18 protein-coding genes and 2 pseudogenes are annotated in these 21,060 nt (G+C 40.7%); 8 read left to right on the forward strand and 12 right to left on the reverse strand.

The genetic code is table 11. The features are described from left to right. Nucleotides 1–23: 23 nt before the first annotated feature. The gene (locus tag BKK50_RS03065) at nt 24–2,981 is read right to left on the reverse strand and encodes a type I restriction endonuclease subunit R (RefSeq protein ID WP_077415205.1); all 2,958 of its coding nucleotides are present in this window, start codon (nt 2,979–2,981) and stop codon (nt 24–26) included. A 91-nt stretch (nt 2,982–3,072) separates the two neighbouring features. Here BKK50_RS03065 and BKK50_RS12795 point away from each other — a divergent pair. Beyond that, nucleotides 3,073–3,474 (forward strand): annotated as a pseudogene (locus tag BKK50_RS12795) (pyrimidine dimer DNA glycosylase/endonuclease V). On the opposite strand, the gene BKK50_RS03075 reads toward BKK50_RS12795, so the two are convergent. Next, a complete protein-coding gene (locus BKK50_RS03075) occupies nt 3,461–4,537 on the reverse strand; it encodes an anaerobic sulfatase maturase (RefSeq protein WP_077415207.1) in 1,077 nt (358 codons plus the stop codon). The pseudogene BKK50_RS12795 and the gene BKK50_RS03075 overlap by 14 nt on opposite strands. Before the next feature lie 128 nt (nt 4,538–4,665). Between BKK50_RS03075 and BKK50_RS03080 the strand changes: the two genes are divergently transcribed. Next, nucleotides 4,666–5,469 (forward strand): sulfite exporter TauE/SafE family protein, encoded by an 804-nt coding sequence (locus tag BKK50_RS03080; protein WP_077415209.1) that lies wholly within the window; start codon nt 4,666–4,668, stop codon nt 5,467–5,469. Nucleotides 5,470–5,517: 48 nt separating this feature from the next. Here BKK50_RS03080 and BKK50_RS03085 read toward each other — a convergent pair whose 3' ends face one another. From BKK50_RS03085 to tig, 9 genes are all read right to left on the reverse strand, one after another. Beyond that, nucleotides 5,518–5,964, reverse strand: coding sequence for a pyruvate kinase (locus BKK50_RS03085; protein ID WP_208606192.1), 447 nt, complete (start codon nt 5,962–5,964; stop codon nt 5,518–5,520). Nucleotides 5,965–5,968: 4 nt separating this feature from the next. After that, complete coding sequence (locus BKK50_RS03090) at nt 5,969–6,673, reverse strand: hypothetical protein (protein WP_077415211.1); 705 nt, start codon at nt 6,671–6,673, stop codon at nt 5,969–5,971. A gap of 157 nt (nt 6,674–6,830) precedes the next feature. After that, a complete protein-coding gene (gene rplA, locus BKK50_RS03095) occupies nt 6,831–7,520 on the reverse strand; it encodes a 50S ribosomal protein L1 (protein WP_077415213.1) in 690 nt (229 codons plus the stop codon). A 4-nt stretch (nt 7,521–7,524) separates the two neighbouring features. Continuing rightward, complete coding sequence (gene rplK / locus BKK50_RS03100) at nt 7,525–7,953, reverse strand: 50S ribosomal protein L11 (protein ID WP_007241834.1); 429 nt, start codon at nt 7,951–7,953, stop codon at nt 7,525–7,527. A 248-nt stretch (nt 7,954–8,201) separates the two neighbouring features. Further along, complete coding sequence (nusG, locus tag BKK50_RS03105; RefSeq protein WP_077415215.1) at nt 8,202–8,759, reverse strand: transcription termination/antitermination protein NusG; 558 nt, start codon at nt 8,757–8,759, stop codon at nt 8,202–8,204. Nucleotide 8,760: 1 nt separating this feature from the next. After that, nucleotides 8,761–9,174, reverse strand: a complete 414-nt coding sequence (gene secE / locus BKK50_RS03110; protein WP_077415217.1) for a preprotein translocase subunit SecE — start codon at nt 9,172–9,174, stop codon at nt 8,761–8,763. Between the two features lie 139 nt (nt 9,175–9,313). Further along, nucleotides 9,314–10,564, reverse strand: coding sequence for an ATP-dependent protease ATP-binding subunit ClpX (gene clpX / locus BKK50_RS03115; protein WP_077415219.1), 1,251 nt, complete (start codon nt 10,562–10,564; stop codon nt 9,314–9,316). Nucleotides 10,565–10,573: 9 nt separating this feature from the next. Further along, a complete protein-coding gene (clpP, locus tag BKK50_RS03120; protein WP_077415221.1) occupies nt 10,574–11,155 on the reverse strand; it encodes an ATP-dependent Clp endopeptidase proteolytic subunit ClpP in 582 nt (193 codons plus the stop codon). A gap of 110 nt (nt 11,156–11,265) precedes the next feature. Then, the gene (gene tig, locus BKK50_RS03125) at nt 11,266–12,564 is read right to left on the reverse strand and encodes a trigger factor (protein WP_077415223.1); all 1,299 of its coding nucleotides are present in this window, start codon (nt 12,562–12,564) and stop codon (nt 11,266–11,268) included. Between the two features lie 709 nt (nt 12,565–13,273). Between tig and BKK50_RS03130 the strand changes: the two genes are divergently transcribed. The 4 genes and pseudogenes from BKK50_RS03130 to BKK50_RS03145 all read left to right on the forward strand — a co-directional run bounded on the left by BKK50_RS03130 (nt 13,274) and on the right by BKK50_RS03145 (nt 19,544). Continuing rightward, a complete protein-coding gene (locus tag BKK50_RS03130; RefSeq protein ID WP_077415225.1) occupies nt 13,274–13,996 on the forward strand; it encodes a pirin family protein in 723 nt (240 codons plus the stop codon). Nucleotides 13,997–14,193: 197 nt separating this feature from the next. Then, complete coding sequence (locus BKK50_RS03135; RefSeq protein WP_077415227.1) at nt 14,194–15,585, forward strand: glucose/sorbosone family PQQ-dependent dehydrogenase; 1,392 nt, start codon at nt 14,194–14,196, stop codon at nt 15,583–15,585. Between the two features lie 70 nt (nt 15,586–15,655). Continuing rightward, nucleotides 15,656–17,722, forward strand: coding sequence for a TonB-dependent receptor (locus BKK50_RS03140; protein ID WP_077415229.1), 2,067 nt, complete (start codon nt 15,656–15,658; stop codon nt 17,720–17,722). A 185-nt stretch (nt 17,723–17,907) separates the two neighbouring features. Continuing rightward, nucleotides 17,908–19,544: pseudogene (locus tag BKK50_RS03145) on the forward strand (phosphoethanolamine transferase). Between the two features lie 48 nt (nt 19,545–19,592). On the opposite strand, the gene BKK50_RS12415 reads toward BKK50_RS03145, so the two are convergent. Then, on the reverse strand, nt 19,593–19,769 hold the full coding sequence (locus BKK50_RS12415; RefSeq protein ID WP_158074650.1) for a hypothetical protein: 177 nt from the start codon (nt 19,767–19,769) through the stop codon (nt 19,593–19,595). Between the two features lie 167 nt (nt 19,770–19,936). Here BKK50_RS12415 and BKK50_RS03150 point away from each other — a divergent pair, with 167 nt between their 5' ends. Both BKK50_RS03150 and BKK50_RS03155 read left to right on the forward strand, forming a co-directional pair. Then, nucleotides 19,937–20,587 (forward strand): cation diffusion facilitator family transporter, encoded by a 651-nt coding sequence (locus BKK50_RS03150; RefSeq protein ID WP_077415231.1) that lies wholly within the window; start codon nt 19,937–19,939, stop codon nt 20,585–20,587. Between the two features lie 50 nt (nt 20,588–20,637). Beyond that, nucleotides 20,638–21,030 carry a MerR family transcriptional regulator gene (locus BKK50_RS03155; protein WP_077415233.1) on the forward strand — a complete coding sequence of 131 codons (393 nt, stop codon included), beginning with the start codon at nt 20,638–20,640 and terminating at the stop codon, nt 21,028–21,030. The last annotated feature ends 30 nt before the right edge of the window (nt 21,031–21,060 follow it).

Here is a 21,060-nt window from a genome sequence, read left to right on the forward strand (position 1 = left end):
TCTAGTACAGCCCCTAAAATTATTTACTCATAAGCCTTTAATCCTGAAATTTCTTTGCCTTTTGCCATGCTTTTAAGCAGTGGCACAAGGTCTTCCATCAGGGCGAGTTCTTTAATGCGGCGTTCTTTCCAGCTTAAATCAAAAGGTTCGAGCAAGTCGGTGAGTTTTTCGCCGTCAAAAATCATTCTGTCTATGATTTGGGTGATAAAGGCGGATAGGGTATCGGCTGCAATGCCGTGTTTTTGGGCAAGTGCGGTTAGTTTTTCATTTGTTTTTGCCTGCCTAAATGCCTGATAGCCTGCTTTGACTTCTTGTTCGCTTAAGGCTTCGCCTGCTTTTAAGCTGTCGATGTAGGCGATGATGTCGTCTTTTTCATCCATCAGATCGGTGCTGGAAGCAATCAGTTCGGCTAATTGGTTACGGCTCATCTGCTGTTTTCTCGGTTTGGATGTATTTTCGGCAATCAGTTTCATGATGTAGTCGTAATCAATGGTAATAGATGAAAATAGCACGAATTCAAAATCAAGCTGTTCTTGTTCGGGGCTGGAAAATCCTTGTTTGGCTTCCTGCTTTTTAAATTGCTGCGCTATATCCAGATAAACGCCTTTGAAGGCGCGTTGGGTGTCGTGTGGCAAAATGGCGTCTATCGTTTCTTGTTGTTCGCAGCTTAAATCGGTGTATTGTCCGAGCTGGGTTTTGTAACGTTGCACTTCTTTAAACAGGTTTATAAAGCCTGCACGTGCGTTATCACCTTTGAGATTGTAGGCTTCAGACGGTGTGCATTCTAATCCTTGCGAAGACATAAAATCTTCCAGTTGCGTCATAGCGTTTTGCAGTTTGGTTATGACAATTTCCGCCGGATCGACAATCCAGATTTCTTTGGCGCGTTCTTCGTCCTGCCCTGAAAAGCGTCTGATGGCGTCATCGACTTGCGTTTGTTGTCCGCGAAAATCAAGGATGTTGCCATAGGGCTTGCTGCCATTCAATACGCGGTTGGTGCGCGAGAAAGCCTGAATTAAGCCGTGATATTTTAGGTTTTTATCCACATAAAGCGTGTTTAGATATTTGCTGTCAAATCCGGTCAGAAGCATATCGACGACGATGGTGATGTCGATTTTGTTTTGGTGTGCGTAGTCTTTATCAGGATATTGGTGGTCTTTAATGCGTTTTTGAATATCCTGATAATACGCATCGAATTCGCCGATGTTGTAATTGGTGCGATATTTGGCGTTGTAGTCATCAATAATGGTTTTTAGGGCGGCTTTTTTGCCGTTTGGGTCTTCTTTGTTGTCCTGCTCTTCCTGCGGTAAATCAGACTGGATTTGAGCAATGTCTTTATTGCCTTCGGCAGGTGGCGAGAAGACGCTGGCGATATTAAGTAGCGCATAATCGGGATTATCCGCTTGCAGCCTGTTTTGTGTTGCTTGGAATAGATGATGGTATTCGATAGCATCATTAATGGAGTCCGTGGCAAAAATGGCATTGAAACGGCGATCTGCGGTGGCGGCGTTGTGCTTGCTTAAGATGGAATCCACGATTGCCTGTTTGGTGGCACGATGGGTAGCGGAGACAGGTTTGTCGCCTTCTGCTTTGTAATAGTCGATATGAAATTTTAGAACGTTGCCATCATCAATGGCGTTGGTGATCGTGTAGGCGTGCAGTTGCTGCTCAAAAATGTCTTGGGTCGTCAAAAGCGTAGCATCCGTGCCGTCAATGCGTTTGTAACTGGCATTTTCTTCAAAAATTGGCGTGCCGGTAAAGCCGAAAAGTTGGGCTTTGGGGAAGAAATTTTTGATTGCCTGATGGTTTTCACCGAATTGGCTGCGGTGGCATTCGTCAAAGATAAATACTATGCGTTTGTCTTTGAGTGTGCTTAATTGGTCGTGGTATTTGCTGTTTTCTTTGAGAGCCAATCCCAGTTTTTGGATGGTGGTTACGATGACTTTGTCAGCGTAATCATCAGATAAGAGACGGTTTACCAAGGTGTAGGTATTCGTGTTTTCTTCTACGCAGCCCTCCTGAAAGCGGTTGAATTCGTCGCGGGTCTGACGATCTAGGTCTTTTCTGTCCACGACAAACAGGCATTTGTCGATGTCGGGGTTATCTTTGAGCAGGGTTGAGGCTTTGAAAGAGGTCAGCGTTTTTCCTGAACCTGTAGTATGCCAAATATAGCCATTGCCACGATTTTCATGAATGCAGTTCACAATGGCTTTGACGGCGTAAATCTGATATGGACGCATCATCAAAAGTTTCTGCTCACCTGCTACCAATACCATATAGCGACTGATCATTCTACCCAAGGTGCATTTCTCTAAGAATTTATCGGCAAAGTCGCTCAAATGATTGATTTTTTTATTGTCTTCGTCGGCAAAACGGTACACAGGCAAAAAGCGTTCATCGGCGTGAAAGGCGAAATGGCGGTTTTGGTTGTTGGCGAAATAGTAGGTGCTGCTTTCGTTGCTGACGATAAAAAGCTGCATAAAGCATAAAAGACTGTTACCGTAGCCGTTGCCCGGATCGTTTTTGTATTCAATGATTTGCTCAATGGCTTTTCGTGGCGGGATTTGCAGGGTTTTAAGCTCGATTTGTACGACCGGAAGTCCGTTAATTAGCAAAATCACGTCATAGCGGTGATAGCTGTTTTCGGTATTGATCCGTAGTTGGCTGATAACTTCGTAATCATTTTTGCACCAGTCTTTGATATTGACTAACGTGTAATTGAGCGGGGTATCGTCCTCGCGGGTGAAGGTATTGGTTTGCCGCAGTCTTTTGGCGGCGGCAAAGACATCGGGAGTGATAATTTCCGATTTTAAGCGTTCGAATTCACTATCGGTCAAACGGACACGGTTTAACTGCTCGAATTTTTCACGGAAATTTTGCTCCAGCGTTTTCTTATCACGAATGTCGGGGCGGTGGGTGTATTTTAAGTCAATCAGTTTTTGAATGAATTTTTGTTCAATGGCTGATTCAATGTAGGTCATAATAAGATGCTATTGAATAATAATCTAAATGATTCTACCACGAATTTATTTGAGATAACTATTATCACATCCTAAATCTCTAGATAATACAATGACCCGGATTCGCCTCGTGTATCTCACAGAATTATGCGATCAACATCTGCTTGTAAACACTGTGAGCTTACCTCTATTCCTAACGCTGTGGCGAAAGGAAAATTTAATCTCCAAAATCAACTCACCAATGACAAATTAGGAGAAGGACACGTTCGCTTTTTCTTCAATAAATGCTTATTTCTGAAAAAGGTGATGATTTATTATATGGGGAATGTTTAGCAGGAGGATTTAATGTTCAATATTTCTAGAATGACAATCTTCCCCAAGATCCCCATCTTTGGTTGGATGATATCTCCGCTGAAAATGCCCTTGTCTTGTATTAAATCACGAGCACAATGCATTGAAAATGTCGGCAAAAGTAAGATTCACGGTGAGGAAGTCACGCTTTACTGCCCTCTAAACTGTGCAGCAAATTGTCGAAGATAAGGATCCATATGTGAGAGTGCTCGGTAATAGGCTTCGCACAGTTGATTATGAGGCGCACCAAAGCGGTTAATCGTTCGATGTTTAGGGCACCCGCCATGGCAGGCAAAACGGAATTTACACGCTTGGCAACGTTCGGAAAGAAAGGATTTCATCAAGCCAAAATGTCTCTGCTTCGGTGATTCGGTTATTGTTTGTAGAGGCATTTCAATCAAGTTCCCCAATTTATAGTCAGGATAAACATAGTGATCGCAGCTATAAATATCGCCATTTTGTTCAATGACAAGCTGATCGCCACAGGTTTCACGAAAAAGACATAAATCGGGTTTCAGCCCTAAATATGCCATAAACCATTGTTCAATAAATTGAATGCCGATTTTGCCCACATCGTTGGCATACCACTCATCAAAAATATCCACGAGAAATTGCCCATAATCACGTGCGGTGGCTTGTTGTTCGTGGTCGCCCATTAACGGAATAAATTGCATATAAGGCGATCCTATTTGCTTAAGAAAACGATAAATTTCTTGAGCGTGCAGAACATTCAAATTATGCACAACCGTCAATGTATTAAACTGCACCCGATAATTAATGAGTAAATCAAGGGCATTCATAACTTGCCGGAAAGTCCCTTTGCCACGTTTGTTTAAACGATAAGCATCGTGCAAATATTCCGGTCCATCAACAGATAATCCCACAAGAAAATGATTGTCGTATAAAAATCGACACCAGTCGGCATTGAATAAAACTCCATTGGTTTGTAAGGCATTTTCCACTTGCTTTCCATTAGCATATTTGCGTTGAAAATCGACCGCTCTTTGGTAGAAATCCAATCCCGCCAGCGTGGGCTCTCCCCCCTGCCAAAGAAAAGTAACACGTTGTTGAGGGGCATTTTCGAGATAAGATTGAATATAGCGCTCTAGCACCTCATCACTCATTGCACGTTGATTGAGATGTGGCTTGTCTAAATAGAAGCAATATTGGCAATCCAAATTGCATATTGAGCCTGTGGGTTTTGCCATAAGTTGAAATGCATTCATACCTTATCCTTGTGTTATCCAAAGGGGATCATATAAAGAAAATTTTTTCTTGTATATGATAAAGATCATAACCCCCACAGGCTCATTACGCCCAGAATGATACTCAACTCATTCATTGGATCGATATTATGACACTCAGCACAATTGGTATTCTATTCATTTGCGGAATCTTCACGAATATGGTTTCCGCCATTTTTGGCATTGGCGGAGGAGTTTTGATGGTGCCAATTTTACGTACACTTTTTCCAGCACTTCCACTGCAAATCATTGCGGCAACTTCCCTAACTATCGTGATGTGCACTGCGAGCATTAATTTACTTTTTTTTCGCCGGCAGCACATTGAAATCGATTATCTCAATATACTGTTGTGGTCCATTGCAATGATTATTGGCGTTCAAATTGGCTTTGAACTCAGTTTTTATTTTTCCAATTTTATGATTAGCCTTATCTTTATGCTAAGTCTCACCGTACTTGCATTAAAAACCTTGCTTACCTCCGGTAAGGGCGAAAATTCAAGTGGAAAAATGACCGCACTTGAGCGTCTCAAAGGCGGTTTTAGCTGTTGTATCGGCGGATTAATTGCAGGAATCACAGGCATCGGCGGTGGATCAATCCTCGCCCCGTTGGTCGGACAACTAAAAGGCGTAAAAACACAACAAATTGCCGTTTATGCTAACGCAATGATGATTATTGGCGGTATCGGAAATTTATACGGCTACCTCACACGAGAAGTCTTGTATCAGGTCAATCTCAGTGGACAATTTGGCTATGTCAATTTTTACATTGTGGGTATGGTTGTTATCGGATCCTTTGGAATGAGTTTTTTCTCTATGCGATTACGAGGATTGATAAACCCGGCATTAACAAGAAAGCTCCTCGCAAGTATTTTATTATTGATTGCAATTTATATGTTCGGGCTAGAGTTTTTGTAAAAAATGGATAAAAGAAAACCGCACTTTATAACAAAGTGCGGTTAAATTTCATATAAAAACTGGCAATTTCCTTTTTTCAAAAGAAGACTTCACCCTCTCATACCAATCTTGAATAACCTGTGTAGTCTCTGCATCATCAGAAACACAAGGGCTTAATGCTCCTCTTGGTTGGAGTAAAGTACGTTGTTCAATTTCCCAATCTAGGATACGAATTGGACGGCGATAAACCATCCACCCTAATTCGCTTGGATCATCTTTGACCTCATACACGCCACCAATCACCTGAGCCAACGCAATTAAATTTTTTCCATTTTTTATTGCAACAATATCATTCACTTTCATAATGTCACAAAAACTAGGAATTTGATTACGATGCTCTTCCCAATCTCCTAGTCCAATAAAGCGGTGATGTTCAAGGATATAAGGTACTTTTTCTGCAAATTCTGGATTCCCTCCGGGAAACATTTGCATATGCCAGAATTGTATATTTTTCATATAGTTACTCCAAATATCCTTCTATTGCTTCACCTATACTTAAATTACACAATTTCTTCACATCTTTACGATGAATTGCACCTGAGCTTTTAGCTAATCCACAAGTTCCTACTGCTCTAAGAAGCCCCGCACCATCATTTACTATAAGGTAGCCCAAATTTCCATATTCTTTAGTGAGAAGATTCGTAAGATCCTCTTGCAAATCCTCAAGATCAAATTCCTTTGTTTTACTACCCTCTTCAACCTTTTCAGCAAGATCTAAAAGAGTCATTCGTTTATATTGTCTGAAAGAATATTTAGGTTCCCAATCTTTCTTCTGCAATTTTAAATCACTCAAAAGATTTATAACTGTTTGGAAGGAATCGTTACAGGTAATGTGAATATTTTTAGGTTCATAAGAATATCCTTTATTACAAAAATTATATGGTTCACTATATAATGCGTTCTGAATACTAAGAAAAATCCCTTTTCCTCTATTATTATAAGATTCAGCTATTTTCAGCAACTCAGAATAAATATTATCAGGAAATCCAACTCTGGGATATTTCTCCATTGATATTTCAGCAATCTGACTTAATGGCTTTTGTAAAAAAGCTTCAAGAGTAATCTCATCTTCTCCTTCATCAATCGGTGGATCACCAATAACGTCTTCAGCATAGCTTGTGGATACAAAAAAAGCGGCTAATGTCAATAACAAAAATTTTTTCATATAAAAAATCCTTTAGGTTTATCAAGGGGTTTTACTCTCTATGTCAATAGAGAGTAAAGGGAGTATACTCCCTTGATTTTTCACTCTTTTTTATATGAAAAACCGCACTTTGCATAACAAAGTGCGGTTGAATTTTCAAGGTTTTTGTCGTACGTAATTATAGCGATGCTTGATCGATAGCAACACCCGCACCCATTGTGGTAGAAATGCTGACTTTCTTGATGAAGATACCTTTTGCTGTGCTTGGTTTTGCTTTAGTTAAAGCTGCCAATAATGCTTGAAGGTTTTCTTTTAATTGCTCTTCAGAGAAGTTTGCTTTACCAATCGTGGTGTGGATGATACCGTTTTTATCGTTACGATAACGGATCTGACCGGATTTAGCATTTTTTACTGCTTCTGCAACATTCGGTGTTACGGTACCCACTTTAGGGTTTGGCATTAAACCACGAGGACCTAATACTTGACCTAATTGACCAACAACACGCATTGCATCAGGCGAAGCGATAACCACATCAAAATTCATTTCGCCTTTTTTGATTTGCTCTGCTAAATCTTCCATACCCACTAAATCAGCACCCGCTTCTTTAGCAGCATCTGCGTTTGCACCTTGGGTGAACACAGCAACACGCACTTCACGACCGGTACCGTGTGGTAACACGGTTGCGCCACGCACGTTTTGATCAGATTTACGAGGATCGATACCTAAGTTTACTGCAACATCAACGCTTTCAACGAATTTAGCTGTTGCGAATTGTTTTAACAATGCAATGGCTTCGTTGATTTCATATGCTTTAGTAGAATCTACGCCAGCTTTGATTGCTTTCATTTTTTTAGTCAATTTAGCCATCGTATTATTCCTCCACCACTAAGCCCATAGAACGAGCTGTACCAGCGATTGATTTCATTTTCGTTTCAATAGTCGCACCAGTCATATCAGCCGCTTTTGTTTCAGCAATTTGACGGATTTGATCTAAGGTCACTTTACCCACTTTATCTTTATTCGGTTTACCGGAACCGGATTTGATACCTGCTGCTTTTTTCAATAATACGGCAGCCGGTGGGGTTTTAGTAATAAAGGTGAATGAACGGTCTGCATAAACCGTGATCACAACGGGAATCGGTAAACCTTTTTCTAAGCTCTCAGTACGAGCGTTGAATGCTTTACAGAATTCCATAATGTTCACACCTTGTTGACCTAATGCCGGACCAACCGGTGGTGATGGGTTTGCCATACCCGCTGCAACTTGCAACTTAACATAGGCTTGGACTTTTTTTGCCATTTTAATTTTCCTCTAGTTGGGTAATCACGCTATAAAATAGCTCCCCGATGATTTTGACACCTATCATAAAAGAGAGAATGCCACACAAAAATATAAGCCGATGAACGGCTTATAAACAGGAAGCGGATTATATAAAAAGCATGATGGCTTTTCAAGCAGTTAAAACGAGAATGGACGAAAATTCGGAAAAAAATAACCGCACTTTAATGATAAATTGCGGTTACTTTTCATTTGATAGAGGGATTGAATTAGAGGGTTTTTTCCACTTGACCAAATTCCAAGTCAACCGGTGTGGCTCGACCGAAGATAGAAACGGATACTTTCAATCGACCTTTATCATAATCGACTTCTTCTACGGTACCATTGAAATCAGCAAATGGTCCTTCGGTAACACGTACTTCTTCACCCGGATGATATTCATTACGATGGCGAGGTTTATCTGCCGTTTGCTCCAAGCGGTTTAAGATAATATCCGCTTCACGTTTGGAAATAGGAGCCGGTTTATCCGGCGTTCCACCGATAAAGCCCATCACGCGTGGCACACTTTTCACTAAATGCCATGTATCATCATTCATTTCCATTTCAACAAGTACATAGCCCGGAAAGAATTTACGCTCGCTTTTACGGCGTTTTCCTGCGACATTTTCGACCACTTCTTCAGTCGGTACAAGGACTTCACCAAACTGATCTTCCATTTGGTGTTGTTTAATATATTCACGCAAAGTTAATGCAACACGGCTTTCAAAACCGGAAAATGCTTGCAGAACATACCAACGTTTTTTTGATACTGTTGTTTCTTCCGTCATTTTAGAATCTCAAATCGGTTAAGAAGTTAATAATTGATACGATAATAGAGTCTGTCGCCCAGAAAAATAATGAGGCTACCACCGTTACCCCCATTACAATTAATGTAGTTTGACGAGTTTCCGAACGAGTCGGCCACACTACTTTACGCGCTTCATTTTTTGCTTCTTTAAAGAAATTACGCGCTTTTGTACCTTGATTCGTGATGGCGGCAAAAACAAATGCCAATACAAGCGCAATCGCCATACCAATCACACGAACCGGTGCTGAATAAACTTTTTGGAAATAAACATTCCCAATCGCAGCGGCTGTGAAGAAAATAACCACCAAGATCCAAAGTAATGTGTTTAAACCTTTTGATTTACCTTCCATCGGCTCTTCTGTTTTTTTCTTTTTATCAACAATTTCAGTTGCCATAATTGAATCCGTTTAAAAAGAGGGAGTTAAGAATGAATTTAAGAGCGTGCGATTGTAGCATTTTCTTTTTAGATTGCCTATTGAAAAATAAGGAACATAAAAACAATGGGAAAATCAACCGCACTTTTCTGGATAGACACTAAGAATGATAAACCAATTTCGGTGCTTGATCTTCAGTCACAGACTTTTCGTCCACGATGACTTTTTCAAGATTTTCAATAGATGGCAAATCATACATCGTATCAAGTAGCAAAGCTTCAACGATTGAACGTAAACCGCGAGCACCGGTTTTGCGCTCAAGGGCTTTTTTCGCCATAGCCTTTAATGCTTCCGATGTAAATTCTAATTCTACGTTTTCCAAACTAAACAATGCTTGATACTGTCTTGTTAAGGCGTTTTTAGGTTGAGTAAGAATTTGTACCAACGCCTCTTCATCCAATTCACTTAATGAGGCAATCATGGGTAAACGCCCGATGAATTCAGGAATAAGCCCAAATTTCATCAAATCATCCGGTTCCACCTGGCGGAATAACTCAGACAAGGATTGATCTTCAGTCTCTTTTTCCACTTTGGCATCAAAACCAATACTTGTTGAAGTTTGAGTACGTTTAGAAATAATTTTATCTAAGCCGGCAAATGCGCCACCGCAGATAAACAAAATTTTTGACGTATCCACTTTCAGCATTTCTTGTTGAGGATGCTTACGTCCCCCTTGTGGTGGGACAGATGCAATCGTGCCTTCAATTAATTTCAATAAGGCTTGTTGTACCCCTTCACCGGAAACATCCCGAGTGATGGATGCCCCTTCCGATTTGCGGCTAATCTTATCAATTTCATCAATGTAAATGATACCTTGCTCGGCTTTTTCCGTATCATAGTCGCAATTTTGTAGTAGTTTTTGGAGGACATTTTCCACATCTTCCCCAACATAACCCGCTTCGGTCAAGGTTGTCGCATCCGCCATGGCAAAAGGCACATTTAATTGACGAGCCAACGTTTGCGCAAGTAATGTTTTGCCGCTTCCTGTCGGGCCAATTAGCAAAATGTTACTTTTACCTAATTCAATTTCATTATTTTTATAATTGGTACTCAAGCGTTTGTAGTGATTATATACTGCCACAGAAAGGACTTTTTTCGCATAGTCTTGACCAATCACATAATCGTCTAAGTGTGCACGAATTTCATGCGGTGTCGGCAATTTTGTATTGTTTTCAACCGCACTTTTGCCCTCATCTTTATTCTCTGTTTCGTGATTTTCTTCCAACATAGCGTGGCAAAGTTCAATGCATTCGTTACAGATATAGCCCTCTGTTCCGGCAATTAATTTATCCACTTCATTTTTTTCTTTGCCGCAAAAAGAGCAATGTAAATCTTTATTTTCCGTTGTCATCTTTAATCCTTAACGTTTAATCAACACCTCATCCACTAGACCATAGGCTTTCGCCTCTTCGGCAGACATAAAATTATCACGATCCGTATCTTTTTCGATACGTTCAAGGCTTTGCCCTGTGTGGAATGCTAGGCGGTCATTTAAGGTATGTTTAATTTTTAAAATTTCTTGTGCGTGAATCTGAATATCCGATGCTTGACCACGGTATCCCCCTAAAGGTTGATGAATCATCACCCGGGAATTTGGTAAGGCGGCACGTTTACCGGGTGCCCCTCCTGCCAATAGGAATGCACCCATAGAGCAGGCTTGACCGATACAAAGCGTACGCACATCTGATTTAATAAATTGCATCGTATCATAAATTGCCATACCTGCTGTCACTGCCCCGCCTGGGGAATTAATATAAAGATTAATGTCTTTTGTCGGATCTTCCGATTCTAAAAACAACAACTGGGCAACAATCAAATTTGCCATACGATCTTCAACTTCACCGGTTAAAAAAATCACACGCTCTTTTAATAAACGGGAATAAATGTCGTAAGAACGCTCACCACGTGAAGTTTGTTCTACGACCATAGGAACTAAAGCCATTTTCTCACCTATTATGTATAAAAATTCTTGGTATTCTACCTGAAACATCCACAAATAAAAATGCGGTCGCTTTTATTGAAAATAACGACCGCACTTTTAATCAATGAAAATTAAGCTTGTGGATTCATAATTTCATCAAATGAAGACGCTTTTTCGGTCACTTGTGCTTTTGCAAGAACAGCGTCAACCGCTTGTTCCTCTAACACAACATTGCGAATATTGTTCATTAATTCTTCATTTTTGCTGTAATATTCAACCACTTCAGCCGGTTGTTCATAGGCAGAAGCGATATCTGTGATCATTTTGTTCACTCGTTCATCATCGGCTTTCAATTCGTTTGATTTGATCACCTCAGAGAATAATAAACCGACTTGAACACGGCGTTTTGCATCGGCTTCAAATAATTCACGTGGCAACTGTGCTGCCTGTTGTGCATTACCGCCAAAACGTTGTGCCGCTTGGTTACGTAATACATTAATTTCTTCTTCAACAGCAGAAGAGGGCACATCAATTGGGTTCTGTTCAATTAAACCGTTGATAACTTGTTGTTTCACACGAGAAACTAAGGCATTTTTCAACTCGCGTTCCATATTTTTACGGATTTCTGTGCGTAAATCGTCAACAGTTTTCGTATTAGGACCGAATTTAGCGATAAATTCATCGGTTAATTCTGGTAATACCATGTTTTCAACTTTTTTCAAGATAATCGCAAATTTTGCTGCTTTACCTTTCAAATTCTCAGCGTGATATTCCGCCGGGAAGGTCACATCAATATCAAATTGCTCACCGGCTTTATGACCTACGATCCCTTCTTCAAAACCCGGGATCATACGACCTTGCCCCATAAACAGCACAAAATCAGAGGCTTTTCCGCCTTCAAATTCTTCACCATCAATCGAACCGACAAAATCAATGGTGACACGATCATCGGCTTTTGCCGCATCTTGGGTTTCTGCCCAAGTGGCTTGCTGTTTGCGCAACACATCAACCATTTTATCAATATCCGATTCTGTGATTTCAACCGTTGGCTTTTCCACTTTGATATTTTCTAAACCTTGCAATTGAACTTCCGGATACACCTCGAAAGTTGCGGTGAAAACTAAATCTTTGCCTTGCTCAAAGGTTTCAATCGCAAAAGTTGGACGACCTGCAATATTGATTTTCTCTGCAATCACAGCGTCAAAAAAATGACGTGGTAATAAATCATTTAACACATCTTGACGAATTGATGCACCAAAACGTTGTTCAATAATATGTGCCGGTACTTTACCTTTACGGAAACCATCTACACGCACATTTTTTGCCGCACGTTTAAACTCCTCACGAGTTGCTTTTTCAACAGTTTCTGCCGGAACGGTGATAGCCACACGGCGCTCTAAACCTTGGGTTGTTTCAATACTTAATGACATTTGTAACCTCAATTTATTTTTGCACTCGGTCAAACTCACACCGAACACGTTATTAAAAATAATAGTGATAAAAAACTGGCGAATTATAACGAAATAAAAGTAGCCAGTCGATAGAAAGTCGATAAATCAAACAAAATCGTACTTACTTTGGCGATTTTATCAACAAAATTTTAGATGCCAAAAAGGTATGTAGGAAAATCCCCTAAAAAGTCAGATTCATCTGTGTTGCTTCAGCATTCATATACAAATTTCCAAGCGATAACACACCCCAAAATATGTCGATGTTCCCCCTATCTAAATGTTAATCAAGCGATGCTAAATAGAGAACAGTGCAATCAATTAGGCGTGGCGACTTTTTTACTTTTTATAAAGCTTCCGACATTATGTCGCAAATGCACAATTTTCATTCTTTATATCCTACGAGTCGTATGTGTTAATTACCTGAGTCGCTTTGTGGCGTTATAGTCCGAATAGGGCAGGGGTTAATCAACCTTGCACGGCTCGTACAAGGTGAGAATTTATTTGTGCAACGGCTACGTAATACCGAAAACGTCCCAAAATCCGACCGCACTTTTCTTAAATTGTTTACTATAGGGAAATAATTATTTCACTAAATGTTACTTTTTCTTTTTTAAGGAAAGCGTATGATATGCGCCATTAAGCAAGCACGGTGTATAAACTGTCTTTTAAGTTAATTGAAGGAGTATTTATGAAAACTGTATTTCATTCTGCCAATTCTCGTGGTAACGCAGATCATGGTTGGTTAAAAAGCCGTCATACTTTTAGTTTTGCTAACTATTATGATCCTGATCGTATTCATTTCGGTGCATTACGGGTGATTAATGATGATTTCGTTGAAGGTGGCCGAGGTTTTGGAACACACCCCCATGATAATATGGAGATTATCTCCATTCCACTAAGTGGCGACTTAGCCCATCGTGACAGTATGGGAAATGGTAGTGTGATCCGCCATGGCGATATTCAAGTGATGTCGGCCGGCACCGGCATTACTCACAGTGAAATGAACCCGAATGCGGATACCCCGGTGAAATTTTTACAAATTTGGGTGTTTCCGAACAAACGTGATGTTACCCCACGTTATCAACAAATCAATATTGCAGAGGGGGCGAAACTGAATGATTTCCAACAAATTCTCTCACCCAATGCGGAAGACGAAGGCGCGTGGATTCATCAAAATGCGTGGTTCAACTTGGCAAAATTTGATAAAGGTACAGCAAAAGACTATCGCTTACACGATGTGAAAAATGGTGTTTATGCCTTTGTGATTAAAGGTACAGCAAAAATTGCCGGGGTCTCTCTTGCCGAACGTGACGGACTAGGGGTTTGGGAGGTGGAACATTTCAATGTGGAAGCAACCGATGATGCGGAAATTTTGTTGATGGAAGTCCCAATGGAACTCACCGTAGCATAAACTGAAACATAAGATCATGAGCGGTCATTACCGCTCATTTTAAACAAATGTCAATTTTCTCGACAAAGAGAAACGAATCATTAAAATGCGCATTTTTTAGAAAGTGAGGGAACATTCAATAGGCTAAATTTATTGAATTTTTCGACTGCACTTTCTCATTAAAACTTGTTGTAACCCTTGTTTTATTTGGAGAACATATGAAAAAAACAGCACTTGCGCTTGCATTAGGCGCATTAACCTTAACCAGTAGCAATCTTTATGCCAAAGCCGGCGATCAAGTAGAGATTGCCGAGCCATTCAAAGCCACGGTTTTAGTAGACGGTTTAGAAAGCCCATGGGAAATGCTTTGGGGTAAAGACAACCAAATTTGGGTCACAGAACGCCAAGGTAAAAACATTGCTAAAATCGATCCTAAAACCGGTAAACGTACTCAGCTTTACCATTTTGAAAATGTGTTTGCTGCCCCACCTCATCAAGGTGTGTTAGGCATGGCATTTGCCCCGGATTTCTTATCCGGTAAAGGCGAAAACTTACTTTACACTGCCTATACTTATAATGAAGGCGATAAAAAATTCGCCCGTATTGTCCGTTTAACTTACGATCAAAAAGCAGACAAATTGTCCAATGAAACCATTGTGATGGATAAAATTCCGGCAAGCGATGACCATAACTCAGGTCGTTTACGCTTTGGTCCGGACGGTAAACTTTATTACACCATTGGCGACCAAGGCCATAACCAAGGTAAACACGTTGACAAACCAATTCAATCACAAGATTTACCAACAGCAGAGCAAGTGGCCAATAAAGACTATTCACTTTATGTGGGTAAAATCCTACGTTTAAACGCTGACGGTTCTATTCCTGAAGATAACCCTGAATTAAACGGTGTGAAAAGTCATGTTTACGCTTATGGTTTCCGTAATACCCAAGGTTTAGCCTTTGTAGGCAATAACTTATTTGCAGTAGAACACGGACCTTCTTCTGATGACGAATTAAACCGTATCGAAAAAGGCGGTAACTATGGTTGGCCAAATATCGCCGGTTTCAAAGATGACTCAGGCTATGTGTATGCAAACTGGTCGGCAGCACCAAAAGAATTACAAGCGAAATTCAACCCAAATATCATTCCTGAAGGTGTACCGGTTCAGCAAGAAAGTGAATTTAAAGCCGAAAACTTTAAAGCACCACAGAAATCCTTCTTTACTGTACCAAATGGTTACAATTATGCCGATGAAAACTGTGGCGAGTTAGCCTTTTTATGCTGGCCGACCATTGCCCCATCCAGCATTATTTACTACCCGAAAGACGGTAAAATCAAAGAGTGGCAAAATTCTCTCTTGATCACAACCTTGAAAAACGGGGCGATTTATCGTGTAAATTTAGATGGTAAATCAGAACAGGTACAAGGCGATTTCAGCAAGCATTTCAAAACCAACAACCGCTATCGTAATGCGGTGATCGGCAACGACACCGGCAAAATCTATGTTGCAACCGATGCAGTTGGTTATGGTATTGGTAAAGATCAAAAACCAAATACCGAAATGCAAAACAAAGGTTCAATTATTGTCTTTGAATATACCGGTAAATAATCAAACCGAACAACACAATCTATAAGGATGTAGGTGCAAATTATTGCACCTACTTTTTTTGAGGAATGAGATGAAAAAAACGAAAAAAACGACATTGGCTTTACTTGTGGCAAATCTGCCTTTTATGGCTTATGCCGATGAGATGCTACAACTCGATGAAATTACTGTTACCGCCATTCGTAGTGAAATAAATCAATTTCAAAGCCCTGCCTCAATCTCTGTTGTTGAGGGGGAACGTCTACAAGCCCAAGGTGGAATGAAGGTCAATCTCAGCGAAGCACTACAAGGCATTCCGGGGTTAGTTTCTACCTCACGGGAAAACTATGCACAAGATATTAACCTCTCTACCCGTGGCAGCCGTTCCAGTGTGCGGGGCGTGCGTATTTATGTAGACGGAATTCCTGCCACCATGCCGGATGGACAAGGGGTAACCACACATATTGATTTAAACGCTATCGGTCGCATTGAAGTGTTGAAAGGGCCATTTTCTTCCCTTTACGGTAATTCCTCCGCTGGCACGATTTTAATTAAATCCGAGCAAGGCAAAAATCCACCGAGTATTGAAACCAGTGTGGAAGGGGGAAATCACCGTAGCTGGCATTATGGTCTAAAAGCCCAGGGTGGCGGCGATGGAAAATCTGTGCCGGCCTATATGTTGAGCGTTAATCGTTTCACCACAGCAGGCGATGATCGTGAGCATAGTGCGGCACGCAAAAATCAAGTGAATTTTAAACTCAATTGGGCAATGGAAAATAATGCGGAAATGGCATTAACTTTTAATCATTCCTATATTAAAGCACAGGATCCGGGTGCGTTAAGCCATGCCCAATGGAAAGAAAATCGCAATCAAGTCGCCGCTACTATTGAACAATTCAATGCTCGTAAAGAGGTGAAACAAACCCAACTTGGGCTAACTTACCGCCAACAACTTGATGAAAAAAATCTTATCAATTTTACCGCTTATCTAGGGGAACGTAAGCTTGAACAATATTTACCTATCCCTCGCATCGCACAAACCCGCAATGCTGGGCATGCCGGCGGTGTGATTGATTTTAAACGCACTTATTTTGGCAGCGATGTTTACTGGCAATATAAAGCCACGGAAAATTTCGATACCATTTTGGGCATAGCTTTTGACACTATGCAGGACAAACGCAAAGGTTATGAAAACTTCCGAGGCACAGAAAATGGCGTAAAAGGCAATCTTCGCCGCGATGAGAAAAATAAAATTTTTAATATCGACCCTTATGTCCAAACCAACTGGGTATTTGCTAAGGATTGGTTGCTCACCGGGGGATTGCGTTATAGTTCCACCACCTTTAAATCCAGCGATCATTACTTAAAAAACGGTGATGACAGCGGTCGAAAACGTGATGGCAAATGGTTGCCAAGTGTGGGAGTAAGCTGGCAAGGGTTGGCCGATACCAATCTTTATGCATCATATAGCCGTGGTTTCGAAACCGGCACTTTCTTAGAAATGAGCTATCGTCCGGATGGCGTACCCGGGTTAAATTTCGATCTAAAACCGCTTACCAGCGACAACTATGAAATCGGGGTAAAACGTGCCTTAGGCGAAGGAATGCTCACGGCTGCACTTTTCCGTTCGGATACCAAAGATGATATTGTTTCTGCCGGAACCTTTGATGGGCGGGCGACTTACCGCAATGCAGGGAAAACCCGTCGCCAAGGGGCTGAAATCGGTTGGCAAGGAAACCTTTGGGAAGACTTAAATTTAACGCTAAGTTATACCTTTGTTGATGTCCGTTTCCGTGAAACCGTTTCAACGGCTATTCAACAAGGCAACCGCATTGCCGGTGTGGCGAAACATAATGCTTATGCGGCATTAGGCTGGCACGATAAATCGGGCTGGCGTGTGGGTTCCGATGTCCGTTATAGCAGCAAAATTCAGGTTAACCACGCCAATACGGAATATGCGCCAAGCTATACGGTGGTCGGCACTTATATCGGTTACTTATGGGAAAAAGGCAAGTGGGCAATGGATACCCACGCTCGGGTCAATAATCTATTGAATAAAGATTATGCCAATGTCGTGATTAATGATGCCAATGGACGTTATTACGAACCTGCACTCAAACGCAATTTCAGTCTTGGTATGAATATTAAATACCATTTCTAATCCCAAACCGAATAAAGTGCGGTTGAATTTTGACGTATTTGCAGATTTTAAAAATTTCACTCAATTTTAACCGCACTTTTCTGCATAAAAACCATTCATACCACAGAGAACTTTGTTCACTTAAGATTTGCGTGTTATTTTCGCATACGCTTTATATTTAACATCAATAAGGTTAAGGTTTTTTTATGCAATTTTCTCGTTATTTTTTACGAAAATTTTCACTTTCTTCTACGGCATTAATTGCCCTTATTGCCCTTTATTTCACCCTTATTCTCAATTATCCGTTCTATCAAAGCGTGTTAAAACGCCATCCTTTCACGGGGGGAGTGGACGACTATTTTTTACCGTCCCGTTTTTTGTCTTTTTTACGCTGAATGCGGCATTTCAGCTGATTGCGTTGCCGATTTTGCATAAATTAATTATTCCGTTGCTGTTGGTAGTAAGTGCTGCCATTAGTTATCAAGAAATTTTCTTTGGTATTTATTTTGATAGCGATCAACTCACCAATGTTTTGCAAACGAATTTTGCCGAAAGTTCAAGAATGATCACGGTTCCTTATGTGTTATGGATTTTTGCATTGGGTGTGCTCCCTGCATGGCTTTATATGCGTACACAAGTAAATTATCATCGTTGGTATAAAGAAATATTGATGCGTGTAGGAATGGTTGTACTCTCAGCTATCGTGATTGCGCTTATTGGGAAATTCTATTATAAGGACTATGCTGCTTTTTCTCGCAATAATAAAGAAATTACTCACTTGATTCTCCCTTCTAATTTTATTGGCTCAAGTATTCAGCTCGTCAAAAAACACGTCCAAACCGATTTACCTTTCTCCGAAATAGGCTTAGATACGCTGTTAGCAAAACCGGATCCTTATCGCCATGTGACGATTTTAGTCGTGGGGGAAACCACTCGTGCGCAAAATTGGGGATTAAATGGTTATGAACGTCAGACAACACCTCATTTAGCGGCACGTGATGATATTATTAATTTTAAACATGTGTCCAGTTGTGGGACGGCAACAGCCATTTCCGTACCTTGTATGTTCTCACGCTATACGAGAGCAGATTACAATGCCACGAAAGCCTCACATGAAGATAATTTACTTGATATATTGCAACGTTCCGGCATAGAAGTGTTATGGCGTGACAATGATATGGGGTGTAAAGGCGTGTGTGAACGTGTTCCAACACAGGATATGACCGCACTCAATCTTGCGGAATACTGTAAAGATGGCGAATGTTTAGATGAAATTTTGCTTAAAGATTTAGAAACCGAGTTAAATAAATCTGATAAAGACACCGTGATAGTGCTTCACACCATAGGCAGCCATGGTCCGACCTATCACGAACGTTATTCCAAATCTTTTGAGCAATTTACGCCCACTTGTGACACAAATGAAATTCAAAAATGTTCTAATGAACAATTAGTTAACACCTATGATAACGGTATTTTGTACCTTGATAATTTTTTGAATAACGTGATTAAGATCTTGGAAAAACAGCCTAACTGGGAAAGTGCTATGTTTTATGTGTCTGATCATGGCGAAAGTTTAGGTGAGGACGGTATTTACCTGCATACTGCGCCTTATGCTATCGCACCGGTTTATCAAACCCGAGTCCCAATGGTGATGTGGTTCTCACCGGCTTGGGTGAAAAATGAAGGTTTTGATTTAGATTGTTTACGCAACAATGCGGAAACAAAAGAATACAGTCATGATAACTATTTCCATACTGTATTTTCTATGATGGATACCAAAAACGATGAGAATATTTATGATAGAAAGCTCGACATTTTGGCTCAATGTAAAATTCAGAAATAAAGACAAAAGTAGCGGGGGAGCCCCGCTTTATGCTTTAAAAGCGGACGCTTAAAGTGCGGTCGGTTTATTGCCCATTTCAGGAAAGCTCTTCTTATCACCCGGTTCAATAATGAAATGAAGGATGACGATATTATCGTGATTAATAGAGGGGGATTCTCCCAATTTATTTTTCAGATGGCTTATAACAAGCGTAGATATAAAGAGGGGATGATTTACCGATCTCATACGTGTTGATATCTCCGTGCGTTAAATTGTGTTTCACCGGTTATTCAACGTTGTTTTGACATAATAGAGAAAATTTTTCTCCTCTATCAGATTCTCTTGACTCCGTACCCACTACAGACTTTACACTTATATCCACTGAATCAATTCAATATGAAAAGGAAAAATATATGGAAAAGACACATCACGAACAGCCACATTCTCACTCTCACTCCCATCCTCCGGAAAATAAAATAATTTTAGGGGTGAGCTTTGCGATTATTACGGGTTATATGGTGGTGGAGTTTTTAGGGGGTTACTTTTTTAACAGCCTTGCTTTAATGGCTGATGCCGGGCATATGGCAAACGATAGTTTATCGCTTTTCTTGGCATTAATTGCGCTATTTTTAAGCCTGAAATGGCAAAAAGTGTTTGCTTTAATAAACGGTGTCTCATTGGTTGGGATGGCCGTTTGGATTTTGCTTGAAGCGCTAGAACGTTGGCAAACACCGACTGAAATGTTGGCATTGCCAATGTTGGGGGTGGCGACTATAGGGTTGATTGTTAATATTTTAGTGGCTTGGATTATGCTCAAAAGCGATCAAAATAACCTGAATATTCGTGCTGCTTATTTGCACGTGTTGGCGGATTTATTCGGTTCCTTGGTGGCAATTGCGGCAGGCTTAAGTGCGTGGCTGCTTAACTGGCAGTGGGTTGATGTGGTCGCAAGCGGTATTTTAAGTTTGTTGGTGCTACGCAGCGGTTTGTCAATTACATTTCAGGCGATTAAGGCACTACGCGATCCCGCCGAATCGTTCTCAGTAAAACCTCATTCTCATTAAAGAGGGGATTTTGATAAAATTCCTCAAACATTAATCGCTTGGAGAATTTGATGAAAGTGAATGAATTGAGCAAGTGCACGGGTATTAATCTTGAAACGATTCGTTATTATGAAAAACAAGGTATTTTACCCGAGCCAAAACGGGCGGCGAATGGTTATCGTCAGTATGATGAAGAGAGTGTGGCGCAGCTAAACTTCGTCAAAAACTGCCGCACTTTGGGTTTTTCCCTTGAAGATATTCGTGCGCTTAACAGTTTGAAGTTTGGGTATACCGATCATTACCACGCGGATCAAATGATTTTAAAGCAACTCGCCCGAGTGGAAGAAAAAATCGCTCAACTTTTAGAAATTAAAAGGTTTTTGCAATCCATCGCCACCGAAGAGCTGCATAGTGAGGCGGAATGCAAAGCGATGCAGGGCTTGAGGGAAGGAAAGTGCGGTTAAATTTGAAAAAGTTTGGGGCTGTACTAGATA

It is taken from the genome of Rodentibacter rarus (assembly GCF_001998965.1).
GTDB classification, from domain to species: Bacteria; Pseudomonadota; Gammaproteobacteria; order Enterobacterales; family Pasteurellaceae; genus Rodentibacter; species Rodentibacter rarus.

Excerpts from the sequence above, each read along its gene's own strand:
- clpP (WP_077415221.1), bottom strand. The coding sequence starts at position 11,155 with ATGGCTTTAGTTCCTATGGTCGTAGAACAAACTTCACGTGGTGAGCGT.
- BKK50_RS03140 (WP_077415229.1), top strand. The coding sequence starts at position 15,656 with ATGAAAAAAACGAAAAAAACGACATTGGCTTTACTTGTGGCAAATCTG.
- rplK (WP_007241834.1), bottom strand. The coding sequence starts at position 7,953 with ATGGCAAAAAAAGTCCAAGCCTATGTTAAGTTGCAAGTTGCAGCGGGT.
- BKK50_RS12415 (WP_158074650.1), bottom strand. The coding sequence starts at position 19,769 with ATGAGATCGGTAAATCATCCCCTCTTTATATCTACGCTTGTTATAAGC.
- clpX (WP_077415219.1), bottom strand. The coding sequence starts at position 10,564 with ATGACAACGGAAAATAAAGATTTACATTGCTCTTTTTGCGGCAAAGAA.
- rplA (WP_077415213.1), bottom strand. The coding sequence starts at position 7,520 with ATGGCTAAATTGACTAAAAAAATGAAAGCAATCAAAGCTGGCGTAGAT.
- BKK50_RS03080 (WP_077415209.1), top strand. The coding sequence starts at position 4,666 with ATGACACTCAGCACAATTGGTATTCTATTCATTTGCGGAATCTTCACG.
- secE (WP_077415217.1), bottom strand. The coding sequence starts at position 9,174 with ATGGCAACTGAAATTGTTGATAAAAAGAAAAAAACAGAAGAGCCGATG.
- BKK50_RS03155 (WP_077415233.1), top strand. The coding sequence starts at position 20,638 with ATGAAAGTGAATGAATTGAGCAAGTGCACGGGTATTAATCTTGAAACG.
- BKK50_RS03150 (WP_077415231.1), top strand. The coding sequence starts at position 19,937 with ATGGAAAAGACACATCACGAACAGCCACATTCTCACTCTCACTCCCAT.
- tig (WP_077415223.1), bottom strand. The coding sequence starts at position 12,564 with ATGTCATTAAGTATTGAAACAACCCAAGGTTTAGAGCGCCGTGTGGCT.
- BKK50_RS03075 (WP_077415207.1), bottom strand. The coding sequence starts at position 4,537 with ATGAATGCATTTCAACTTATGGCAAAACCCACAGGCTCAATATGCAAT.
- BKK50_RS03085 (WP_208606192.1), bottom strand. The coding sequence starts at position 5,964 with ATGAAAAATATACAATTCTGGCATATGCAAATGTTTCCCGGAGGGAAT.
- BKK50_RS03090 (WP_077415211.1), bottom strand. The coding sequence starts at position 6,673 with ATGAAAAAATTTTTGTTATTGACATTAGCCGCTTTTTTTGTATCCACA.
- BKK50_RS03130 (WP_077415225.1), top strand. The coding sequence starts at position 13,274 with ATGAAAACTGTATTTCATTCTGCCAATTCTCGTGGTAACGCAGATCAT.
- nusG (WP_077415215.1), bottom strand. The coding sequence starts at position 8,759 with ATGACGGAAGAAACAACAGTATCAAAAAAACGTTGGTATGTTCTGCAA.
- BKK50_RS03135 (WP_077415227.1), top strand. The coding sequence starts at position 14,194 with ATGAAAAAAACAGCACTTGCGCTTGCATTAGGCGCATTAACCTTAACC.
- BKK50_RS03065 (WP_077415205.1), bottom strand. The coding sequence starts at position 2,981 with ATGACCTACATTGAATCAGCCATTGAACAAAAATTCATTCAAAAACTG.